At 44.4% G+C, this 19,617-nt stretch carries 16 protein-coding genes; 4 read left to right on the top strand and 12 right to left on the bottom strand.

Annotated features, from left to right (window positions below):
• Window positions 1-4 precede the first annotated feature (4 nt).
• The 4 genes from IUA53_RS08830 to IUA53_RS08815 form a co-directional block, all read right to left on the bottom strand.
• On the bottom strand, window positions 5-199 hold the full coding sequence (locus IUA53_RS08830) for a Trm112 family protein (protein ID WP_044057024.1): 195 nt from the start codon (window positions 197-199) through the stop codon (window positions 5-7).
• A 25-nt stretch (window positions 200-224) separates the two neighbouring features.
• Window positions 225-1,226, bottom strand: coding sequence for a tetraacyldisaccharide 4'-kinase (gene lpxK, locus IUA53_RS08825; RefSeq protein ID WP_044447271.1), 1,002 nt, complete (start codon window positions 1,224-1,226; stop codon window positions 225-227).
• Complete coding sequence (msbA, locus tag IUA53_RS08820) at window positions 1,226-2,971, bottom strand: lipid A export permease/ATP-binding protein MsbA (RefSeq protein WP_044447269.1); 1,746 nt, start codon at window positions 2,969-2,971, stop codon at window positions 1,226-1,228. The genes lpxK and msbA overlap by 1 nt, the downstream gene beginning before the upstream one ends.
• 68 nt (window positions 2,972-3,039) lie before the next feature.
• Window positions 3,040-5,496 carry a DNA internalization-related competence protein ComEC/Rec2 gene (locus IUA53_RS08815; RefSeq protein WP_231401294.1) on the bottom strand — a complete coding sequence of 819 codons (2,457 nt, stop codon included), beginning with the start codon at window positions 5,494-5,496 and terminating at the stop codon, window positions 3,040-3,042.
• A gap of 68 nt (window positions 5,497-5,564) precedes the next feature.
• Here IUA53_RS08815 and IUA53_RS08810 point away from each other — a divergent pair, with 68 nt between their 5' ends.
• On the top strand, window positions 5,565-6,098 hold the full coding sequence (locus IUA53_RS08810) for a DUF2062 domain-containing protein (protein ID WP_044057021.1): 534 nt from the start codon (window positions 5,565-5,567) through the stop codon (window positions 6,096-6,098).
• 78 nt (window positions 6,099-6,176) lie between these two features.
• On the opposite strand, the gene ligA is transcribed toward IUA53_RS08810, so the two are convergent.
• The 3 genes from ligA to smc all read right to left on the bottom strand — a co-directional run bounded on the left by ligA (window position 6,177) and on the right by smc (window position 13,181).
• On the bottom strand, window positions 6,177-8,210 hold the full coding sequence (ligA, locus tag IUA53_RS08805; RefSeq protein ID WP_044447267.1) for an NAD-dependent DNA ligase LigA: 2,034 nt from the start codon (window positions 8,208-8,210) through the stop codon (window positions 6,177-6,179).
• A 142-nt stretch (window positions 8,211-8,352) separates the two neighbouring features.
• Window positions 8,353-9,684, bottom strand: a complete 1,332-nt coding sequence (zipA, locus tag IUA53_RS08800) for a cell division protein ZipA (protein ID WP_044447265.1) — start codon at window positions 9,682-9,684, stop codon at window positions 8,353-8,355.
• A gap of 20 nt (window positions 9,685-9,704) precedes the next feature.
• A complete protein-coding gene (gene smc / locus IUA53_RS08795; protein ID WP_044447263.1) occupies window positions 9,705-13,181 on the bottom strand; it encodes a chromosome segregation protein SMC in 3,477 nt (1,158 codons plus the stop codon).
• Window positions 13,182-13,477: 296 nt separating this feature from the next.
• Here smc and cysZ point away from each other — a divergent pair, with 296 nt between their 5' ends.
• Window positions 13,478-14,224 (top strand): sulfate transporter CysZ, encoded by a 747-nt coding sequence (gene cysZ / locus IUA53_RS08790; protein ID WP_044447261.1) that lies wholly within the window; start codon window positions 13,478-13,480, stop codon window positions 14,222-14,224.
• 4 nt (window positions 14,225-14,228) lie between these two features.
• Here cysZ and IUA53_RS08785 read toward each other — a convergent pair whose 3' ends face one another.
• A complete protein-coding gene (locus IUA53_RS08785) occupies window positions 14,229-15,758 on the bottom strand; it encodes a sel1 repeat family protein (protein WP_044447259.1) in 1,530 nt (509 codons plus the stop codon).
• Window positions 15,759-15,772: 14 nt separating this feature from the next.
• On the bottom strand, window positions 15,773-16,666 hold the full coding sequence (gene nlpI / locus IUA53_RS08780) for a lipoprotein NlpI (RefSeq protein ID WP_196899227.1): 894 nt from the start codon (window positions 16,664-16,666) through the stop codon (window positions 15,773-15,775).
• Window positions 16,667-16,798: 132 nt separating this feature from the next.
• On the opposite strand from nlpI, the gene cdd reads away from it, so the two are divergent.
• Complete coding sequence (gene cdd / locus IUA53_RS08775) at window positions 16,799-17,206, top strand: cytidine deaminase (RefSeq protein ID WP_044447258.1); 408 nt, start codon at window positions 16,799-16,801, stop codon at window positions 17,204-17,206.
• Between the two features lie 69 nt (window positions 17,207-17,275).
• On the opposite strand, the gene IUA53_RS20365 is transcribed toward cdd, so the two are convergent.
• Window positions 17,276-17,410 carry a hypothetical protein gene (locus IUA53_RS20365; RefSeq protein WP_269746493.1) on the bottom strand — a complete coding sequence of 45 codons (135 nt, stop codon included), beginning with the start codon at window positions 17,408-17,410 and terminating at the stop codon, window positions 17,276-17,278.
• Window positions 17,411-17,530: 120 nt separating this feature from the next.
• On the bottom strand, window positions 17,531-18,043 hold the full coding sequence (locus IUA53_RS08770; RefSeq protein WP_044057015.1) for a hypothetical protein: 513 nt from the start codon (window positions 18,041-18,043) through the stop codon (window positions 17,531-17,533).
• Window positions 18,044-18,489: 446 nt separating this feature from the next.
• Here IUA53_RS08770 and IUA53_RS08765 point away from each other — a divergent pair, with 446 nt between their 5' ends.
• Window positions 18,490-19,146: a class I SAM-dependent methyltransferase gene (locus IUA53_RS08765; RefSeq protein WP_044447250.1), complete on the top strand. Its 657-nt coding sequence runs from the start codon at window positions 18,490-18,492 to the stop codon at window positions 19,144-19,146.
• Between the two features lie 127 nt (window positions 19,147-19,273).
• Here IUA53_RS08765 and IUA53_RS08760 read toward each other — a convergent pair whose 3' ends face one another.
• Window positions 19,274-19,567 carry a DUF1244 domain-containing protein gene (locus tag IUA53_RS08760; protein WP_196899225.1) on the bottom strand — a complete coding sequence of 98 codons (294 nt, stop codon included), beginning with the start codon at window positions 19,565-19,567 and terminating at the stop codon, window positions 19,274-19,276.
• Between the last annotated feature and the right edge of the window lie 50 nt (window positions 19,568-19,617).

The raw sequence follows: 19,617 nt of genomic DNA, 5'->3' as shown, positions 1-19,617 counted from the left end.
ACTACTACCTAGTTTCGTCAACTTCATCAAGCGTGAGTGCAGTGGCATGACTCTCTATTAACACAGGGATACCGTCTTTAATGTCAAACGCTAACCGGTCGAAGCGACACACCAATTGTGTATTATTGTCTGCCAGTACCAGTTTTCCCTTACACACAGGGCAAGCCAATACTTCTAAGAGTCTTTTATCAAAAGCCATTGTTGTATTCCTAATTCATTCATCTTTAAGTGCGGTGAGCCGTGTTTAATTTGTTCTCGATAAGCGTAAACACGGCGTCATCTATTTTTGCCGTAACCGGTAAGAACCAGCAATCATCATGCGCAAAGCCAGCCACTTTCACTGCGTCCTTTTCTGTCATTAATACAGTTCCCGAAGGAATATCCTCTGGTGAGAATTGATAATGATCGGGATAGGGGCAGGTTTTATCAAGGTTAACCCCTAACCCGGTTAGTTGAGAAAAGAACCGTTCAGGTGCACCAATGCCTGCTAAGGCAGTAACGCGCTTTCCTTGAAAGTATGTTAACTCAGTTCTCTTTACGTTATTTTTTACCGATGTTGGTAGTTCAGCCTCTAACGCCATCATGAACTGGGGTGTCGTACCACTCGCTAGGTGAGGTTGAGTGTTATTCTGTCGATTATGTATAATGGCATCTACGGTTGCTAGTCGCCAGCGCCCTTCTCTTAATGGCCCCATAGGCATTAAAAAGCCACTGCCAATTAGCCGTTCGTCCATGACAACCAATTCTATATCGCGAGCTAACGCATAGTGTTGTAAGCCGTCGTCACAAATAATGATATCGCAGTGCAACTCATCGCAGAGAAACCGAGCTCCGCGTGCTCTTAGCGGGTCAACCACCACAGGTACTCCTGAGCGAATTGCCAGCAATCGTGGCTCATCACCCACTTCCTCTGGGCTATCGGTTTCTAAAACTTGCCTTGGGTAAGTGTCTGACTTGCCGCCATAGCCTCGGCTCAATATACCAACACGTTTGCCTTTATGGGAAAAATATTGCGCTAGCGCCAGTACCACCGGGGTTTTTCCATTGCCCCCTACAGAAATATTACCCACAATAATAACGCTAGCGTTAACACGGGTGCTTTGCTTAATGCCAAAGCGGTAAGCTAACCGGCGAATATGCGAAACACTCCAAAACAGCAACACTAGAGGGCTTAACAACCAAACCCACCACGCCCCTTTATGCCATTGCCTCACAAGTGTTTCCACTAGTGGTCACCAAATTGAAGCGCATGAAGTTGTGCATAATGACCACCTTTCTCAAGTAATTCATCATGCTTGCCGCTCTCAATAATACGTCCTTGTTCAACCACCATGATCACATCAGCACTTTCTATTGTTGAAAGCCTATGGGCCACTACAATACTGGTACATTTTTGCTGTAGCGTTTCTAATGCGTCTTGAATCAAACGTTCTGACTCTGTGTCTAATGCAGAGGTGGCTTCATCTAAAATTAAAATGGGTGCGTCGGCCAATATAGCCCGTGCAATCGCAATTCGTTGGCGCTGTCCGCCCGACAACATTAAGCCGTTTTCGCCAATGACGGTATCTAAACCATCAGGAAGGTTGTCTAAAAATTCTTCCACATGGGCCATTTTAACGGCATGCTCAATTTGCTCGCGGCTAACGGTCTCTTTTGCACCATAAGCAATGTTATTCGCAATAGAGTCGTTAAACAGGGTGACATTTTGTGAAACCACTGCAAATTGCGCCCGTAACGACTTTAAATCAATGGTTTCTAGAGATTTATCGTCCAGTTTTACCTGACCCTGTTGGGGTGAGTAAAAGCGAGTAAGCAAAGAGGATATTGTGGATTTACCACTCCCCGAGCGTCCTACCAAAGCAATAGACTGACCTGGTTCGGCTTTAAATGACACTTCAGTTAACGCTGGTGTATGTTTGCCTGGATAAGTAAAGGTAACATTATCAAACTCTATTTTTCCCTTGGCTCTCTCTATTTTTAAGCCACCGCTGTCGGCCTCATCGCTACGATCTAAAATATCAAAAATGCTCGAACACGCCGCCATGCCTTTTTGAAATTCATTATTTATGGTAGTGAGTTGTTTAAGTGGCTTTAATAACATCACCATACAAAACACCACGTTAATGAATACGCCAGCGGTTAACTTTTCTAGCATGCCCGGCGTACTGGCAATGTATAACACTACCGCCAGAGCAATAGAGGCAATAACTTGAATAGACGACACACTAAGAATCTGTGTCACCGCCAGTTTCATGGTTTGTTGGCGATTATGGTTGTTTTTCTGGGCAAAACGTTTTTGTTCTATTTTTTGGCCACCGAACATAATCACCACTTTGTGACCTTTAACCGCTTGCTCTACTGCGGACGTGAGGTTCCCCATTGATTGCTGTATGTTTTTACTTACCACTCTAAAGCGCTTACTAACTACTGACACAATCACGGCCACTAAGGGGCCTATCAAAAGAAATATCAATGACAATTGCCACGAGTAATAAAACATGACCGCAAGTAACCCAATTACAAGCGCGCCTTCGCGTACCAAGGTGAGTAATGCTTTGCCGGAGGCATTCGCTACTTGCTCAGTATCGTAGGTAACCTTACTAATTAAGCTGCCAACAGCTTGGGTATCGTGAAATGATACGGGCAGATGAATGTACTTACTAAACAATTGCTGACGCATGCGCATCACGACTTGAGAACCAATCCAAGTTAACGTGAATGTACCTAAAAAGTTGAACAAACCGCGAATAATAAACAAAGGGACAATAGCGAACGCGGCAAGTCTCAAATATTCATGATCGTTATTCCCTAACGACTCATCAATCATGGGCTGTAACTGCGCAAACACAAAGGTATCTACGGCAGAATAGCCAATCATCCCTACAATGGCGGCGAAAAAAGGAAGTTTAAAATCACGCAAATAGCGTAAAAAACGCTTAACCTGTGAAGCGGATGTATCGGTTTGCTGCATCAGTTAATGTGAACCTGTTTGGAATTAAAGTTATACCCTACCATTGTACTCGCTTCTTGCTTTTTTCCCTAATCTTGCAGGTACCTAGGTGGTTTATTAACCATGAACCAACGTTTTGTTGAACCTGATCGTGTAGGCTCTACTATGATGCCCTTTGATGAAAATTCAAGGCGTATATAGCCAAATTCACTCGTGGTGAATTGACGGGCACCAAATGCTTCATAACGTTGATATACTTTTTTGGAAGGGAACTGCCACCGGTTCTCATACCCTTGCGTGTAAATGACATACTGGGGGGATACTGATGTTATAAACGCCTGTGTAGACGACGTTTTACTGCCATGGTGAGGGGCAATTAACACATTTGCTGAAGGTAATTGTGTTGTTTTAATCAACGCATACTCTGCTTCACGTTCGATATCGCCAGGTAATAATATCCGATAATGGCCGTCAGAAATTGAAACCACACACGAAGTATTATTGCTGTTAACGTGATTCCCAGCTTGCGGCCAGTGGAAACTTACGATAAGCCCCTGCCATTCAAACGCCTCGCCTTGAGTACAGCCATTGAGTGGGCTAAACCACTGCGTAGAACCTGATTGAGCACGGGGCAGCGCTTTATTTGTCCTCGCTTGGCTTAACCATGTCGACAGCGCATCAACACCGCCAGCATGATCTGTATCACTATGACTCACTATAACGAAGTCGACATCATTCGCATTAATTTGTGCGAGATATTGCGGTATTACACTTTCAGCAATGGGCGCTTTACCCTGATAAACAGGGCCGGTGTCTATTATGCCTGCTCTATGGCCACGTGTAAGCGCAATGGCAGTTCCCTGCCCTGCATCAAAAACATGAACGTACCAGCGTGTTGGATTGTAAGGGGTGCTGATTGCGAAAATAAAGGGGAAAAGGCACAACAAAATGCCACGCTTTTGGCCATAAAAGGTAGGCAAGATGGCAATGATCAACGCGAAACACAGTGCCATCATAACTTGAGGTTCAAAAGACACTAAAAATGCACTGTGAGGCCAATCTGACAGGAACCGCAAAAACCTAAGTAGCTGGCTAAATGCATCATCAAGAAGCCACATTCCCTGCATTGCCCACCCCGCTGCGCTGGGTAGCAAGGTGTCACAGCAAGCAGCGATGATAAACAGCGCTATGGCAATGGGCAGCAAAAGGCTGATTAAGGGCACCACCACCAAGTTAGCGACAATTCCCGTCAAACTCGCTTGGCCAAACCAAAGTAGTGTGATGGGTACCATGAAGATGGAAAGTGCAACTTGAAGCACAATGATTGAGTAATACCAAGGCAGTTGAAATAGTTGAAATCGCCAGTTTAAAAAAATAATTATAAACACAGCACCTATGCTGAGATAAAAACTGGCATGCAGCCAAGATAAAGGAAATAGAACGACACAGAAGAACAACATAAACACCAAAAGCGCTGAAGGCGTTGTTGCTAATCGACTCCATACCATCGCACACCCTATCACAAGCATGCTAAACGCCCTCACGACGGGCAATGACAGTCCACTCACATAGGCATATAGCAATGTGGCTAACACCACCAAGCATAAGTTCGCATCCCGCGTGTTACTTAACACAATGCGCTGGCCAAAAAGCGGCACAACTAACAGAAACAGGGCACGAGTCATTAACAGTACAGCCCCTGCAATTATGCCCAAATGCATACCTGATATGCTAAATACATGCGCTGTGCCTGTACGCTGAATTAACATCCAGTCTTCGTTAGACAGGGCCTGCTTGTTACCTAATAATAGTGCTTGGAACCAGGCATTATTGACAAGCGCTAAATCACTGAGGCTTTCGCTTAAATAGAAACGCAGACCATGGTGATGGCTAATGCGGTTTTCGGTAAATGCCTGCTTAGCATTCGTTTTAATATAGCCCGTGGCAACAATGTGTTGACTCGTTAAATACCTTTGCTGAGAAAAACCCACTGGGTTGGCATTTCCGTAGGCCGGTTTAATTCGCGCTGTGAAGGTGACTTTATCGTTCGTGTGTACGCACAACTGGGGATCTAACGCATACAAACGCATGTCTACACTAGCATTAAGTTTAAGCGAGTCTATTCGACTTACCCTTAACGTTAATACTGGCTTCTTTTGCCCATCGCCGCTTAATTCTTCATCACTTTTAACACTATTTAAACAGCCCCCTGCGACCACTTGTCCGAAAAGTGTGACATCTTGTTGAATTTTGTCTTCTGGGAGTTGCCAAGACAGGTAGGAATACCCTACACTCGCCACCCATAGTGTTCCTGCTAGCGCGCCACTCATCGCGAAACTTAAGGTAGCGCAATGTTCGCTATATAAATGCCCCCTTACGTTAAAAGTGGGTGCCTTTCGTGTCATTACATAGCCAAACGCAGCAAAAATAATTGCAGCAATGCCTATTCCAAATTGGATTGGATATGAAGGAAGTGCGGGCCAAAGCACACTAGTTATTGCGCAAGTGCAAAAACTGCCACACCAAATTGTGATACGATTAGCCATTAGTCTACGTAAGCAATAGTGGTACATGGCTAAACTAGCCATCTGGTTTACGGTAACGAACGAATTTTATGCCTAAAAAATTTATTAGACGATTTCTTCCTGACCATCAAACGGTCAAGAAAAACAAAGCACTACGTATCTTTGGAAGTGTGTTACACGAACCAAATTTATGGCACTTAAACCGACGTTCCGCTGCGGGTGCATTCGGTATAGGGTTGTTTTTTGCTTTTTGGCCGGTGCCCTTTCAAATGTGGCTGTCTGCTGGCATGGCGATTCCATTTAGAGCGAACTTGCCTTTATCTGTGGCTACCGTTTGGATTACAAACCCATTTACTATGCCGCCCATATTCTACGGGGCTTATAAAGTAGGCACTACTGTACTTGGGACCAAGCCTGAGCATTTTGAATTTCAATTTAGCTGGCAATGGGTGGTAGAAAGTTTAACCACAATTGGCCCGGCTTTTCTTGTAGGCTGTGCCATCTGTTCTGTTATATTTAGTGTGGCAGGATACTTAAGCCTCAATTGGATTTGGCGTTTACAAGTTAAAAAAGCTTGGGAAAAGCGTAAGCAGGCCAGAGCAAACAAAACCCAACAAGCTTAATCGTTGAATACAAAAAAAGGGCGATACTTATGCGTATCGCCCTTTTTTATTTTTCTTAGCACCTTGGGCTATTTAGCCTCAGTGGCGCTCTAGAAACGCAACCAATGCTTCTTCATCCCAAACGTCCACACCTAAGTCCTGTGCTTTAGTCAGTTTAGAACCCGCTTTTTCGCCTGCAACTAAGAAATCCGTATTTTTTGATACAGATCCCGCAACTTTGGCACCTAATGCTTGTAATGCTGATTTTGCGTCGGAACGCCCCATCGTACTTAGTGTGCCCGTAATCACGCAGGTTTTACCCTCCAATGGTAAAGTTACACCTTCCTCTTTCGCCTCTATTTCTGGCCAGTTAATGCCAACAGACAACAAAGCATCAATAACATCGGTATTGTGACTTTCGTTAAAGAAATTGACTATATGCGCAGCAACGATTTCTCCCACATCTTGAACCGCGATAAGGTCATCAATGCTTGCCTGCCTAATGCTTTCTAACGTACGAAAGTGCAAGGCTAAATTGGACGCTGTGGCTTCACCAACTTCACGAATACCTAGCGCGTAAAGAAACTTAGCCAATGTGGTACGTTTAGACGCTTCCAGTGAATCAAGAAGTTTAGACGCCGATTTTTCAGCCATGCGCTCTAAACCTATTAGCTTTGGAAGCGAAAGCGTAAAGAAGTCTGCCGGGCTGTGTACTAAATTCGCATCCACTAATTGATCGACAAGTTTGTCGCCCAAGCCGTCAATATCAAACGCTTTTCTAGAAGCGAAATGTTTGAGTGCTTGTTTACGTTGTGCCGCACAAATAAGCCCCCCTGTACAACGCGCTACCGCTTCATCTTCAAGTTTTTCAACATTTGAATCACACACCGGGCACTGCGTAGGAAACTCGATGGGCTTCACGTTACTCTGGCGTTTAGCTTCAACCACAGAAACGACCTGCGGTATAACATCCCCAGCTCGCCTAATAACCACGTAGTCGCCAACTTTCACACCTAGACGCTCAATTTCATCTTGGTTATGAAGCGTGGCATTAGATACGGTTACGCCACCGACGAATACCGGCTCTAACCGCGCAACGGGCGTAATAGCCCCTGTCCGCCCTACCTGAAATTCTACTTCAATTAACTGAGTAACCTCTTCTTGCGCTGGAAACTTTTGTGCAATAGCCCAGCGAGGCGCTCTAGCAACGAAACCAAGTGTGTTTTGCAGCTGAATATCATCCACTTTGAATACAACACCATCGATATCGTAAGGAAGGGCATCACGTTTCTCTAAAATGTGTTGGTAATAGGCTAAGCAGCCCTTTCCCCCTTGAGCTGTGGTAATATCTGGGCACAGCGGCACGCCCCAAGAAGCAAGGGTATTTAAGCGTTCACTATGCTGTTCGGGCAATTCGAATTCACTTGGGGTCACAACTCCTAAGGAATAGGCATAGAACATAAGAGGTCGTTTTGCCGTTATTTTGGAATCTAACTGGCGCAAACTGCCCGCTGCCGCATTACGAGGGTTTGCAAATACCTTTCCTCCGCTTTTTCGCTGATTTTCATTCAGTGTTTCAAAACCGTTTTTAGGCATAAACACTTCACCGCGAACTTCAACGCGCTGTGGCCAATTTTTACCCCTTAACGATAACGGGACATTGGCGATGGTGCGTACATTAGCGGTAATATTCTCACCTACTTGCCCGTCACCGCGGGTAGCTGCACGCACTAACTGACCGTCTTCGTAAAGAATACTCACCGCTAAACCATCTAACTTAGGTTCACAGCTAAAAGCCAGCGTGACTGATTGTTTAAGTCGGTCTAGAATTCGCTTTTCAAAGGCCAACAATGACGCTTCATCAAACGCGTTATCTAGCGACAGCATTGGCACATCGTGAGTCACTTGCTCAAACGCGGTTAGCGCTTGACCGCCCACTTTTTGGCTGGGTGAATTAACGCTTTGAAACTCAGGGTGCGCTTGCTCTAACGCCATCAACTCCTGCATTTCCCGGTCGTACTCTGCGTCCGGTACGGTGGGCGCATCTTTAACGTAATATTGATAATTATATTCAGCGAGTCGAGCACGAAGTTCGTCTATGCGTTGCTTCACTTGTAGATCGGTTTCAGACATGGTTATAGCACGTACCTTGATTGATAAATTAGCAGCAAGGCTGCTGATGATATTCGCCTGTCGGCAATAAACTTTCACTAACACAAAAGAAGGGCCTGATTGTGGTCAGGCCCTTCTTTATTATATTACATTTACGCCGGTTTTAGTGGCGAGAAATAATACGCTTGCGTTCAAATTCGCGAATTTTTTCAACGTATTGCTGCAAGCCTTGCTTTGTTAACACACTGCGCCTGCCATCAAGTACTTGGGCGTTAAATTCGTCAGCCAATTTGCGTGCAGCGTTGTGCATCATATTGAATACCTGATGCGGGTCGCCTTCAATCGGTAAAATCATAAACAAAGACACACCTTGCGTGGAAAACGTCTCAAGATTATCAATGTCAAAAATTCCAGGCTTAAACATATTCGCTAAACTAAACAGAACAGGCCCTTTTCCATTTGCGTTCACGTGCCGATGAAAAATATCTTGATCGCCGAATTTAAAGCCTAATGTAAGCAGCATGGGTAACAGTGCAGCGCCACTAATGTGATCATCATCCTGTGCACGCACATTTAGCACTAAAACTTCCTGTTCTTGCCCGCTGCTAGCGCTTTGGTTCGACTGGGTTTTTGCAGTATCCTGAGCTTGTTGCGCCGTCGCCTCTTTATCAAAATCAATGCGTATTTGATCGTCTCCAATAGAAGGTTCTTGGCGGCGTTTCATTGTGGACTTTTGACGCTTGGGCTTCACAAGTTTCTTTGCTTGATCACCGAAACTTGGTGATTTTATGGATTCTCTGGCTGGCGGAGCATCGGTATCAGAGTGTGATGATGGCTCCGGTTGCTGTTGTGCATCTAGGCTAAACGTGTCAACAGACGGAGACGTGGGTTCTTCAGCCGCAGGTTGTCTGGCTTGTTCGTTATCGTCCTCGTCCTTTAGTAAAAAACCAGGCGGTTCTGGAAACGCCTGCGCATTATCGGAAGTAGGCTCCCCTTGAACACGGCTGCCCGATTGCATGTGGGGCTTTGGATTGGAAACCACTGAACCGTATAATTTGGGCTTCTCAGGTTCTGGTGTACTGGGTTCTGTTTGCTTTTGCGTGGGCGACGACGCTGACTTACTTACCTCATCTGACGTGCTTTCATCATGGGAAAGAGTGCTTGCTGCGTCATCTTCGCTTTCCATTGTATCCTGCAATGGTGATGAAAGTTCACGCTCGTCTGTGTAAGGTTCAGTCTGATTTTCATCCTTCGATGAAGGTGAAACCACTCTTACCTGCCCAATACCTAACTCATCAAATTCTGGTTCTTCACGACTCGCGTAGTCTTGCACAGGGTCTTGATCGTCATGCTCGTCGCTCCATTGCCGAGGCTCCTGTCTTGGCTTCCCTTCTAATTTACTATTTTTGCGAATTTTCCAAATACCATGTGCAAGTACGGCTACGATAAAACACGTACCGGCAATAAGTAGTGATAGACGTAATTCATCTTCCATTTTAGCTTCGTCGCCCTTTGTTATGCTTCTGCGAAAGCCATAGCTTCGTCAACATCAACCGCCACCATTCTAGATACGCCAGGTTCAGCCATGGTAACCCCGGTGAGGTGACTTGCCATTTCCATCGCAATCTTATTGTGGGTGATATATATAAATTGTACGGTTTGAGACATTTCTGAGACCAAGTTACAAAAACGCCCCACGTTTGCATCATCTAACGGTGCATCGACTTCATCCAACAAACAAAACGGCGCTGGATTAAGCCTAAAAATTGCAAATACCAATGATAAAGCGGTTAACGCTTTTTCTCCACCGCTTAAAAGGTGAATCGTACTATTTTTCTTGCCCGGGGGGCGCGCCATAATAGTAACACCGGTTTCTAATAAATCATCGTCAGTTAATGCTAAATAGGCCGAGCCCCCGCCAAAGACTTTTGGGAATAAGGTTTTCAAATCACGATTAACTTGCTCGAACGTGGTAGAAAACCGCACACGCGTTTCTTTATCTATCTTGCGTATAGCACTTTGTAATGTTTCTAACGCCTCTGACAAATCTTCGTGCTGAGTGTCTAAGTGCTGTTTACGCTGAGATTGCGCTTCATATTCTTCCACCGCCGCTAAATTGACTGCGCCTAAACGTGAAAGCGCGGCCTGATTTTTATCTAATTCCTGTTGCCATTGCGTTTCATCAGCATTATCAGGTAAGGTTTCAAGCACCTCCTTGAGCGATAACTTCACCTCGTCCAACTGCTCTAACAGCGTCGTCACTCTTACGCGATAGCCTTCAATGTCAACACTCAGCTTGTCAATGTCACTTTGTCGTTCCTGCATTTCTTTCGCCAGCGCTTGATGGCCTTTTTCTGCATCAGCAAGCAGGGCTTCTACACTTTCCTGCTTGGCAGTAAGCGTCTGCTTTTCATTTTCCAACGCTTCTCTTTTCGACAACAGCTTTTGTAACTCTTGGTCTTGCTCAGCTTTAGGTGCGTGTAAATTGCGCTGCTCTGTTTGCAGGTTTTTGATACGTTTTTCATACGTATGCCATTGCTGATTGTTACGCGTAACCTGTTCTTGATAGAGTTTTTGGTGATTCTCAAGCTGTTGCGCTTTTAATGCAAGCTCATGTTTTTCCTGCGTTAATTGTTCAACACTTGCCCGTAACGCCGCCACTTTTTGTTCAACTGATTCCCGCTCTCTCTGTACATCGTCTACCCGTACTTCATGCTCAAGTATTTGCGCTTCGGCTATGGCTAATCGTTCAGACAAAGACGCCAGTTGAGTCTCTTCTTTTTCCAACATTGCTTGATGTTTGTCTAGTTCACTTCGAAGTTTAGCCTGACGCGCTTCATCCTGTGCTAATTGCATAGTAATAAGTGAACGTTCATTTACCACATTAGACAAAACACTTTTCGACGCCTGCCATACGTTTTCACAATCAACTTTATGCTCTTCCGCGTCCTTCACACAATCACTGGCGACGACCATGCGCTCGTTAATGATTGACTCAGTATTTTCTAACTCGCTTAACTGCGCTTGTAACCCTGTTATTTTATGCGCCCGTTTAAGTACGCCATCGTTGTCCGTTTCCTGACGGGTGGTCGGTATGCTTATCCAGTCTACCCCACACCAAAGCCCCGACATTGAAAGTGCGCTTTGATGCGTTTTTAGTTCGCCGCGGGCGCCTAATGCCGCCGCATCTGTGTCGTAAAGGTAGATATCATTAAAGGCCTCAGGCACATATTTAGAGCTTATTGCCGCTGCCAATGTGCCAGCTGCTTTTTTCTTGGTAAATTCACTTTGCAAAAAAACTGGCACATCTTGTGGCAGGTTATCTTGATTGAGTAGCTTGGTGGGGCAAGATAAGTCGCTAATGTAGGGTTGCTGCCATCGTCGTAATACCGTTTCAGTACATTTGGTTAATGCTTCTGGTACAGCTAAGTATTGCCACAACATCGACAACTGTGGGTTAATCTCATTATTAGTATTTGTCGCATCTTCTTGCAGGGTTTGTAATGCAGAAATTGATGAACTCAGCGTTTGGCATTGTTCACGTATGTGCCGCCATTCCTGCTCTCTTTCTTTTAGCTTTTGCTGGTTCTCTGACAGTGCCTGTTTCGCTTGAAGGTACGCATCTTCTGCGTTAGCTACTTTTTCTTCCGCTTCCTCTTGCTTCAAGTCGAGCACGGACAGTTTAGTGTGCAAATCACTTTGCCCTAATTGAGTAAGCTCTTCGTTTAGCTCACTGATCCTCTGGGAAGTACGCAGTTGCATACCCATGGTGGATTGCACCTGGCTATGGCAGCTTTGTACCTCTTGCTTAATACGATGGTAAGTTTCTTCGTGTTCACGTGCACTACGATTAAAAACGCGAAGTTCATTTTCAGCATCTTCGAATTGTTCTTTCGCTTGGTATAACGCTTCCTCTTTGACTTCTTGAAGCGGCAGCAATGCTTCCAGCGACAGCGTGGATTGTTCTAGTGCGGTTTCAGCTTCTGCTTTTGAAGAAATAAGAAGCTGCTTTTGTTGGTTTAGCTCAGTTAGCTCATGGCTAATTTGCGATAATCGCTGTTGGGCATGGAGGGTGTTTTGCTCTATACGTGTAATGGCAGTGGCGGTTGTAAATAAGGCTTCTTGATTTGCCTCAAGCGCTGATTTCAACTCACTTTGCTGTGTTTTGTAGGTGAGCATACCTGCTTCATCACCTTCGCGCTTAGACGTTAACGCATCTAGTTGCTTTTTAATATTCGCTTGTTGCGACTCAAGGCGTTCAATATGCTCACTGTTCTTTAAAAAACGAAGGGCTGTTAGTTCGCCTTTTAAACGGCGAACATTTCCTCGAAGGCTTTTGTAGCGGGTGGCTGCTGCCGCTTGCCGTTGTAGTTTTTCAAGTTGTTGCGCCAACTCATCGCGCACATCATTTAAGCGGTCTAAATTGTCTTGCGTGTGTCTTATTCGGTTTTCAGTTTCTCTTCGCCTTTCCTTATACTTAGAAATGCCTGCGGCTTCTTCAATAAAAACGCGAAGTTCTTGTGGTTTTGACTCTATTAACCGAGAGATCATGCCTTGTTCAATAATGGCATACGAACGAGGACCTAGCCCTGTGCCTAAAAATAAATCGGTCACATCCCGCTTTCTACATTTTACACCGTTAAGAAAATAGGTGGATTGAGCATCGCGAGTCACTAACCGTTTTACCGAAAGCTCGTTGTAAGAGGCGTACTCGCCCCCTATTCGCCCCGCGCTATTATCAAACACGAGCTCGACGCTACATTGCCCCACGGGCTTTCTCGCTGATGAGCCGTTAAAAATAACGTCTGTCATGGCATCGCCACGCAGGTTTTTCGCCGAGCTTTCACCCAGCACCCAACGAACCGCGTCGATGACGTTAGACTTGCCGCAGCCATTAGGCCCCACTACCGCGGTCATGTCTCCGGGAAAAGGGATTGAGGTGGGATCAACAAAGGATTTAAAGCCAGCTAGTTTGATTTTCTTTAGACGCACGAGACCACCTTGCGAACAAACGCACAAAATAGCAGTCGAATCGGTACAATAAAGTTGTTCATACTAAGGCGATAAACAAGCGTAAGTGCCTGTATTATTAGCGTGGCTGTCATGTTATTTTTATTTGTTTATCGACTTTAGCAAATCTAACAGCTTGTAACAATTACCATTTCAGGCAATGTGTTAGCACGGGTATACTGCCATTAAAATAGCGATGGCAATGTAGCCAAAGGTTTTAGCGTTATACTATTTTTATGCTTAAAAAACGTGCACGTATTTAATCATCAGGAGCGGCAATGCAATCCCACAGTGGTGTACACTATTTTTTCGAAGGTTTTTCTCTTATTAAAACCAAAGGACTAAAACGCTTTGTTTTTGTGCCTTTGGCTATTAACCTCGTGTTATTTTCCGTGGCATTTTATTTTTTATTTGGCCAAATTGAATTTGCCATTGCTTACACCATCAACCTTGTCCCTGAATGGCTTGGCTGGATAAAGACAGCGATCAGTTTCTTCTTGTGGCCTTTAGCCGTTATTAGTGTCTTGCTCATCTTTGCGCTCATTTTTGGCACGTTAGCCAATTGGATTGCTGCGCCGTTTAATGGTGTGCTTTCTGAAAAAGTTGAGCGCCACCTAACAGGTCAAGATCTTGGTGACGAGGGTATCATGTCACTTATCAAAGATATTCCACGAACCCTGGGCCGTGAGTTCACAAAGCTTGCTTGGTATATACCTCGGGCGCTAGGATTTCTACTTCTGTTTATTTTTGTACCTGTATTTGGTCAATTGTTATGGTTTTTGTTTTCCGCTTGGATGATGGCTATTCAATATTGTGATTACCCTTACGATAACCACAAAGTGGGTTTTAAGCGGATGCAATCCCATTTATCTGCCCATAAAGGAAAGGCGCTTTCCTTTGGTATTATGGTGAATGTGTTTTCACTGATACCCGTGGTGAATTTTATTGTCATGCCAGTGGCAATATGTGGCGCTACATCAATGTGGGTTGGGGTGTTAAAGCGAGAAGCCTTAAGCGAATATTAATGGTTCATTCACTCACGGGTTCACTTAATTCATGCAAAACAGAAGCGCGACTTTCGTATTCAGCTAACCAGTACCCTGCACGCTCTGCGCGGCCACTTTGATGGAAGGCTTGAAAAAGGTTCATTGAGATAGGCCGCTGTGTATCAGGGTTATGCAATTGTTGGCGCCACAACGTTAAATATAACGGTGGAATAACACCCACGTCGTGATGTTCCATAAAGGTAATGCGGTGACTCGGCTTGTAGGCCTTTATGCCAGACGCGTCACAAGTGCGAGCTGATGCTATAGTCAGCGTTGTATGAGCAGCGTTTACGGCCTCATGCCATTGGTTCACGGTGGCCATGGGATGGTAAGTTATTGCCCCTTCAATCACTAAGTTTGGCACCGAAAAATCTGCTATCTTTTCGGGGTGACAGTAACGCTGAGCAGAAGATTTTGGTAAAGGGTATTCATCTATAAAACCCGCAAAATGCGCTAACTCGTGCACAAATACCGAATAGTCATCACTCATATCGAGAAACATAACCCCATTTTGGACATTGGCTTTTCCCTGCTCGGCAACAACCACCGCGTGGGTGAGCGTACGTTTGGTTACCGCAGGCCCTAATGGCTTAATATTACAGCCAAGTCGGTTATTGCCCTGGTACTGGGCGTGGCAATCTAATTGGTTGTTTTCAAGCCAGATTGGCGGTGCAATACACAAAGGTAAAGCCTGTAAACGCAGGTCTTGTTCAAATTGCTCGTATAAGGCATTTGCCCGAGAAATTGTTGATAACGAAGTGGCAAAAATTTGGATTCGTTGTAAGCAGGTTTTATCTGTAGGCCATGTATACTCACCCACACTGTTAGCCGCTTTAGGTGAATACTGTGATAACAACATGATGACTTCGGCTGCTTTTGTATGCCCTGCATCAGCAGCCTGCTGAAAGTATTTCAGTGCCTCTTCTCTTAGATTTTCATCCCACAAGAGTCGACCATACTTAAACGCGCTTTGCATATCTAGGCTGGCGGTTTTTTCAAGCCAAGGACGGGCAAGTTCTAGCTTCCCTTGTAACAGATACCAGTCAGCCAACGCAGATTGCGCCGGAAGATAATTTAATTTTGCCGCACGTAAAAGCCATTTTTCACGTTTATTGGGGTTATCTGTGTCCATAGCGAAGGCAAGTTGAGCTTCTGGCACATTTCCAATAGCGGCCAACGCCATTAACTCTGCGTTAGATTCTGCTTCCCCAATAAGTTGATACAATGCCCATGCAGCTTCCGCATTTTCCAGCGACACTAGCTTCTTTAACCAGTACACGCTCTCATGTTCTGTCGCCCATGCAACCATCATAGATTGCGCTTTTTGATTGCCAGATTTGGCAGCGTACCACAGTGAAGAATAGAGAGATTGAAGGTAGGTTCTGTTGGCGGACGCAATTTCTTTGTTCGCCGGGTAAACCTGCGCTACATTATAAACAAGTTGAGAAGGATAACGTCCGGAATCACCAGCTACCAACAAAAGTGCCAACACGGCGAGTAGTAACCCTCTCATATTACTGTGCGAACTTACTCAGAAACGCTGGCAGTACGTTGGCGTAAACGATTTAATTCAAGACGTGCATAACGGTGTTCTACGTAATCGAACACATTGGTGCTGAGTGCTAATTTGAAGTAATTCGAAGCAATACCACGGTTATCGTGTTGCATATGATACTTGCCTAAATAGAAATATGCTTCACACAAACGGTCGGTTAACCCACGTTGACTTTTAACCCCATCGAGCAATGAATTTAACACGTCATTTTCGTTTTTAGTGCCTAAAAACATATCGGCAAGCGCCGTTGCCCAGTGGGCATTGTCTAATTCTGGACGAATAGAGGCCAAAAACTGTACGCCCTGTTCTGGTGACACCGCGTAGTGGGCGAAATACGCCCACAACGCTCTAAATGGATCGGAGTTATCTTCCTGGGCGAATTTCTCTAAATCAGCAACCGCGAGTTCTGAGCGACCGCCATAATACAGAGCAATGCCTCTATTAAGGAATGCATAGTGATAATCAGGGTTAATATCTAGCGTTGAATCAAACGCATCGTACGCTTGAATAAAGTCATTTTGTTGGACAAAATGAATCCCTAAGGAATTATAAGCTTCTGCTAAGTCAGGCTTAAGGCTAATAGCTTGATTGTAATCGAATTGCGCCAAGCCGCCTAACCCAACACTATCGTAAAGCATGCCCCGTTGAAAATGCAGTTCTGCTTTATCTTCATTGGATAACGCCGAACTCATAAGTATTTGATTATACCGTGCGATAGCCATTTCCGAGCGAGGATTTACAGGGGCCGGTTCTGCGAGCAGCAAATTCCCCATTTCGGATTTTTGGGTGACAACAGGTGTTTGAGCACAACCGCTCAAAATAACAACACCCAGTAAAAAAAAGATGAGACTAACGTTTCGGTGCATGGTAAAAAGCATACTTCAAGTAAGAAAAACACAATCCGCTAGAGAAAATGCAATGTCAGCGGCGTATATGTCGCAACCTTCTCGCATTTAATATAAAAAGTAAAGACTAATAGCGGTGATAAGCAGGTAGCTATGACAAATAACAAGATAAAATTACTTATTGAAAAGGCCTACAGTGCCCAACAACATTCTCACTCCCCTTATTCTGGTTTTAAGGTAGGCGCTGCCCTAGAATCAGACAGCGGCGATATTTTTTCCGGCTGTAACGTAGAAAGCGCCGCATTTCCCCTCGGCCAATGCGCGGAAGCAACCGCCATTGGCAATATGGTTACCCACGGTGGCAAACGCATTTCCCATATCGTAATAGCAAGCCCCAACGACGAGTTTTGTTTTCCCTGTGGAGGATGTAGACAAAAAATTGCAGAATTTGCGCCGGACGAGACACCCGTCACTATGGTGACGAAATCGGGCGCAACCCACGACACCACCATAGGTGAGTTATTACCCAATGCTTTTCGTGCCCATGATTTAGGCAAGTAATTAAGCGGCGTTTTCGCCGAAAGCGTCAAAGCATGTGCTGGCTACCAGAGGGTCAGCTAGCACGTGTTATTAGGGTTCTTTGTTATCGCTATTCTTTTGACTCTCTTGCTTTTTATTCAGCTTTGCGGCAGCCACAAAGGCAATAAAAAATAGCGCAAAAATGACGACGCCTACCCAGACTAGAATGTTAATTAAAAAGTCCATTATTTGCTCTTTATTATGTATTTTCGTGACTAGACTAGCATTTTTATGAGGCGGGAAAAATGAAAGTGCCTTGCTACTTTCAACACAAGGCACAGGCTTGCTTTTAGGTACTAGTGTAGCCTAGCCGTGATTACCGTTAATACGCTTAGACCCCTCTTGAACACAGGCTTTAAAATTACCCATGCTAATTTCCTTGGCATGTAATTCTATACCGCCAGCATTTTTGTACGTGGTATAATCTTTGTTGGGCATTGCTGTTGCCACGTACCAGGCGTTTCCGTCAATGCTGTCTGAGCATGGGCCCGGAAAAGTGAGTGTCCATGTAGAACGAAGAAAGCATTTTTTTGCTGTTTGAATATAAGTATCTTCGGTTTTTACCGTATCGTCTTTTGAACCGTATATTTGGGTTACAGTGACTTCTGTAGCCGGCCCATCAATACCACCACTATGTTTATTAATAAAGTAGTTCCAGTTGCCATTGAGCCCACTATTTTCCGCAATAAAACTATCACATTTGGTGATGCCATATTCATGGAATGAGTTTAGTAAGAGTTGAGTATCGTCCGCTGATGCAATGGAAGAGAATAACGTGCCTGTGGTAACAAGCGCTGCTGCTATGGTTTTTATTTTCATCTTCTGCTCCATAAATTTGAGATGAATTGTTGTTATTAAATACTGGCTTTGTTAAAAATTAAGGCAAGTAATGAAGCAGTAGGTATCCGTGGTTCTTTCATTAAAAAATGAATAGATATATCGGTAAGCGAGTACCTGAATCCCTAGTAAAAAGCGCTTCCTTGCCGTCTGTTTGCCGCCAACTATCTAGTTGATCATGGTTCGAAAAAAATAACGAAAAATAAAGTATTGCCTTTTTTTCAAACGCTTATGCAGCAAAACCCGCCCATAATATAAAATCCACAGTCAAAATTAAAGTGCACTTTTTTGTGATTCTCGCCAAATTTCATCCAATATAAGAAAAACGAAATATATTGCTTTTATCGAAAATAACTATAATCTGTTGTTTTTTCGTTTCGTCATTTATCTATGGTAGTTGGCTGAGCGCTCATTTTTGAGGCAGTCAAATGGCAACCCTACGTTTAAGTTATCAAACCATTGAGTTTGGTAAGATAGATATCCACCTGTGTACGCTTCGCAATAAACAAGAGTTTCACGACCCTGAAGGTACTGCAGAAGCGCTTGGCATTTCCTCAGCCACTTGGCCTATTTTCGGCATTTTATGGCCTTCCAGCCTAGTATTAGCCCACTTTGTTAGTAATTACGATATTGGCACTAAACGTGTTCTAGAGATTGGTTGTGGTACCGCATTGAGTAGCTTACTGCTTAATAAACAGCACGTAGACATAACCGCGACCGACTACCACCCTGAAGTAGAAACCTTTTTAAATAGAAATTCTCTGCTTAATGGGGATACCGTTATCCCTTTTGAGCGAACCGGTTGGGCCGATAACAATGACAGCTTAGGCTATTTCGATTTAATTATCGGCAGTGACCTACTGTACGAAGATGAACACATCGAATTGCTATCCGATTTCATTCAGGCACATTCGAATCCAACATGTGAAGTGATTATTGTTGACCCTGGCCGCGGAAGAAAAAACAAGCTTGCCAAAAAAATGCTTGAAAACGGATATGCTTCGTCTTTTTTTAAACCTGATAAAATTGAATGCTTAAAAAATGACTTTAAAGGCCATATCCTTCAATTTGTGCGTAAAGGCTAACGCTGAAAGCGACAATAAGAGAGAATTACCTATATTGCACCACGTTCTTCGTGTCGGCTCTCTTCTATAGTCTGCCCATAACCGTATTACTTAAGCCAGCTTGCGCTGGCTACCGTCATTTCGTGATTTATTTTTTCTGTCTTGCAGCAAGCTTTTCGAGTTGCTCATCAGTTGCAGGTAGCTGGTGCTTTTCCTTCCACTCTGAATACGGCATTTTGTATACCACCTCACGGGCTGCTTCGTAGTCTACGTCAGCACCCTGCTTGCTCGCGGCGGCTGAATACCACTTAGCTAAGCAATTGCGGCAAAAATCTGCAAGGATCATTAAATCAATGTTTTGAACATCTTTATTTGCGTCTAAATGTTCAACTAAACGGCGAAAAACCGCAGCTTCTACTTCTGTTTGGGTTTGCTTATCCATATTCTGTCCTTACTCAAGAAGATGCAATGAAAAACGAAAAAAGGGAGCCA

It is taken from the genome of Alteromonas sp. B31-7 (assembly GCF_015767655.1).
Classification (GTDB): Bacteria; Pseudomonadota; Gammaproteobacteria; order Enterobacterales; family Alteromonadaceae; genus Alteromonas; species Alteromonas australica.
Note: the sequence above shows the minus strand (reverse complement) of the source record. Positions and strands in the feature narration are given on the sequence as shown.

Excerpts from the sequence above, each read along its gene's own strand:
- IUA53_RS08830 (WP_044057024.1), bottom strand. The coding sequence starts at position 199 with ATGGCTTTTGATAAAAGACTCTTAGAAGTATTGGCTTGCCCTGTGTGT.
- msbA (WP_044447269.1), bottom strand. The coding sequence starts at position 2,971 with ATGCAGCAAACCGATACATCCGCTTCACAGGTTAAGCGTTTTTTACGC.
- IUA53_RS08815 (WP_231401294.1), bottom strand. The coding sequence starts at position 5,496 with ATGGCTAATCGTATCACAATTTGGTGTGGCAGTTTTTGCACTTGCGCA.
- IUA53_RS08810 (WP_044057021.1), top strand. The coding sequence starts at position 5,565 with ATGCCTAAAAAATTTATTAGACGATTTCTTCCTGACCATCAAACGGTC.
- ligA (WP_044447267.1), bottom strand. The coding sequence starts at position 8,210 with ATGTCTGAAACCGATCTACAAGTGAAGCAACGCATAGACGAACTTCGT.
- zipA (WP_044447265.1), bottom strand. The coding sequence starts at position 9,684 with ATGGAAGATGAATTACGTCTATCACTACTTATTGCCGGTACGTGTTTT.
- cysZ (WP_044447261.1), top strand. The coding sequence starts at position 13,478 with ATGCAATCCCACAGTGGTGTACACTATTTTTTCGAAGGTTTTTCTCTT.
- IUA53_RS08785 (WP_044447259.1), bottom strand. The coding sequence starts at position 15,758 with ATGAGAGGGTTACTACTCGCCGTGTTGGCACTTTTGTTGGTAGCTGGT.
- nlpI (WP_196899227.1), bottom strand. The coding sequence starts at position 16,666 with ATGCACCGAAACGTTAGTCTCATCTTTTTTTTACTGGGTGTTGTTATT.
- cdd (WP_044447258.1), top strand. The coding sequence starts at position 16,799 with ATGACAAATAACAAGATAAAATTACTTATTGAAAAGGCCTACAGTGCC.
- IUA53_RS20365 (WP_269746493.1), bottom strand. The coding sequence starts at position 17,410 with ATGGACTTTTTAATTAACATTCTAGTCTGGGTAGGCGTCGTCATTTTT.
- IUA53_RS08770 (WP_044057015.1), bottom strand. The coding sequence starts at position 18,043 with ATGAAAATAAAAACCATAGCAGCAGCGCTTGTTACCACAGGCACGTTA.
- IUA53_RS08765 (WP_044447250.1), top strand. The coding sequence starts at position 18,490 with ATGGCAACCCTACGTTTAAGTTATCAAACCATTGAGTTTGGTAAGATA.
- IUA53_RS08760 (WP_196899225.1), bottom strand. The coding sequence starts at position 19,567 with ATGGATAAGCAAACCCAAACAGAAGTAGAAGCTGCGGTTTTTCGCCGT.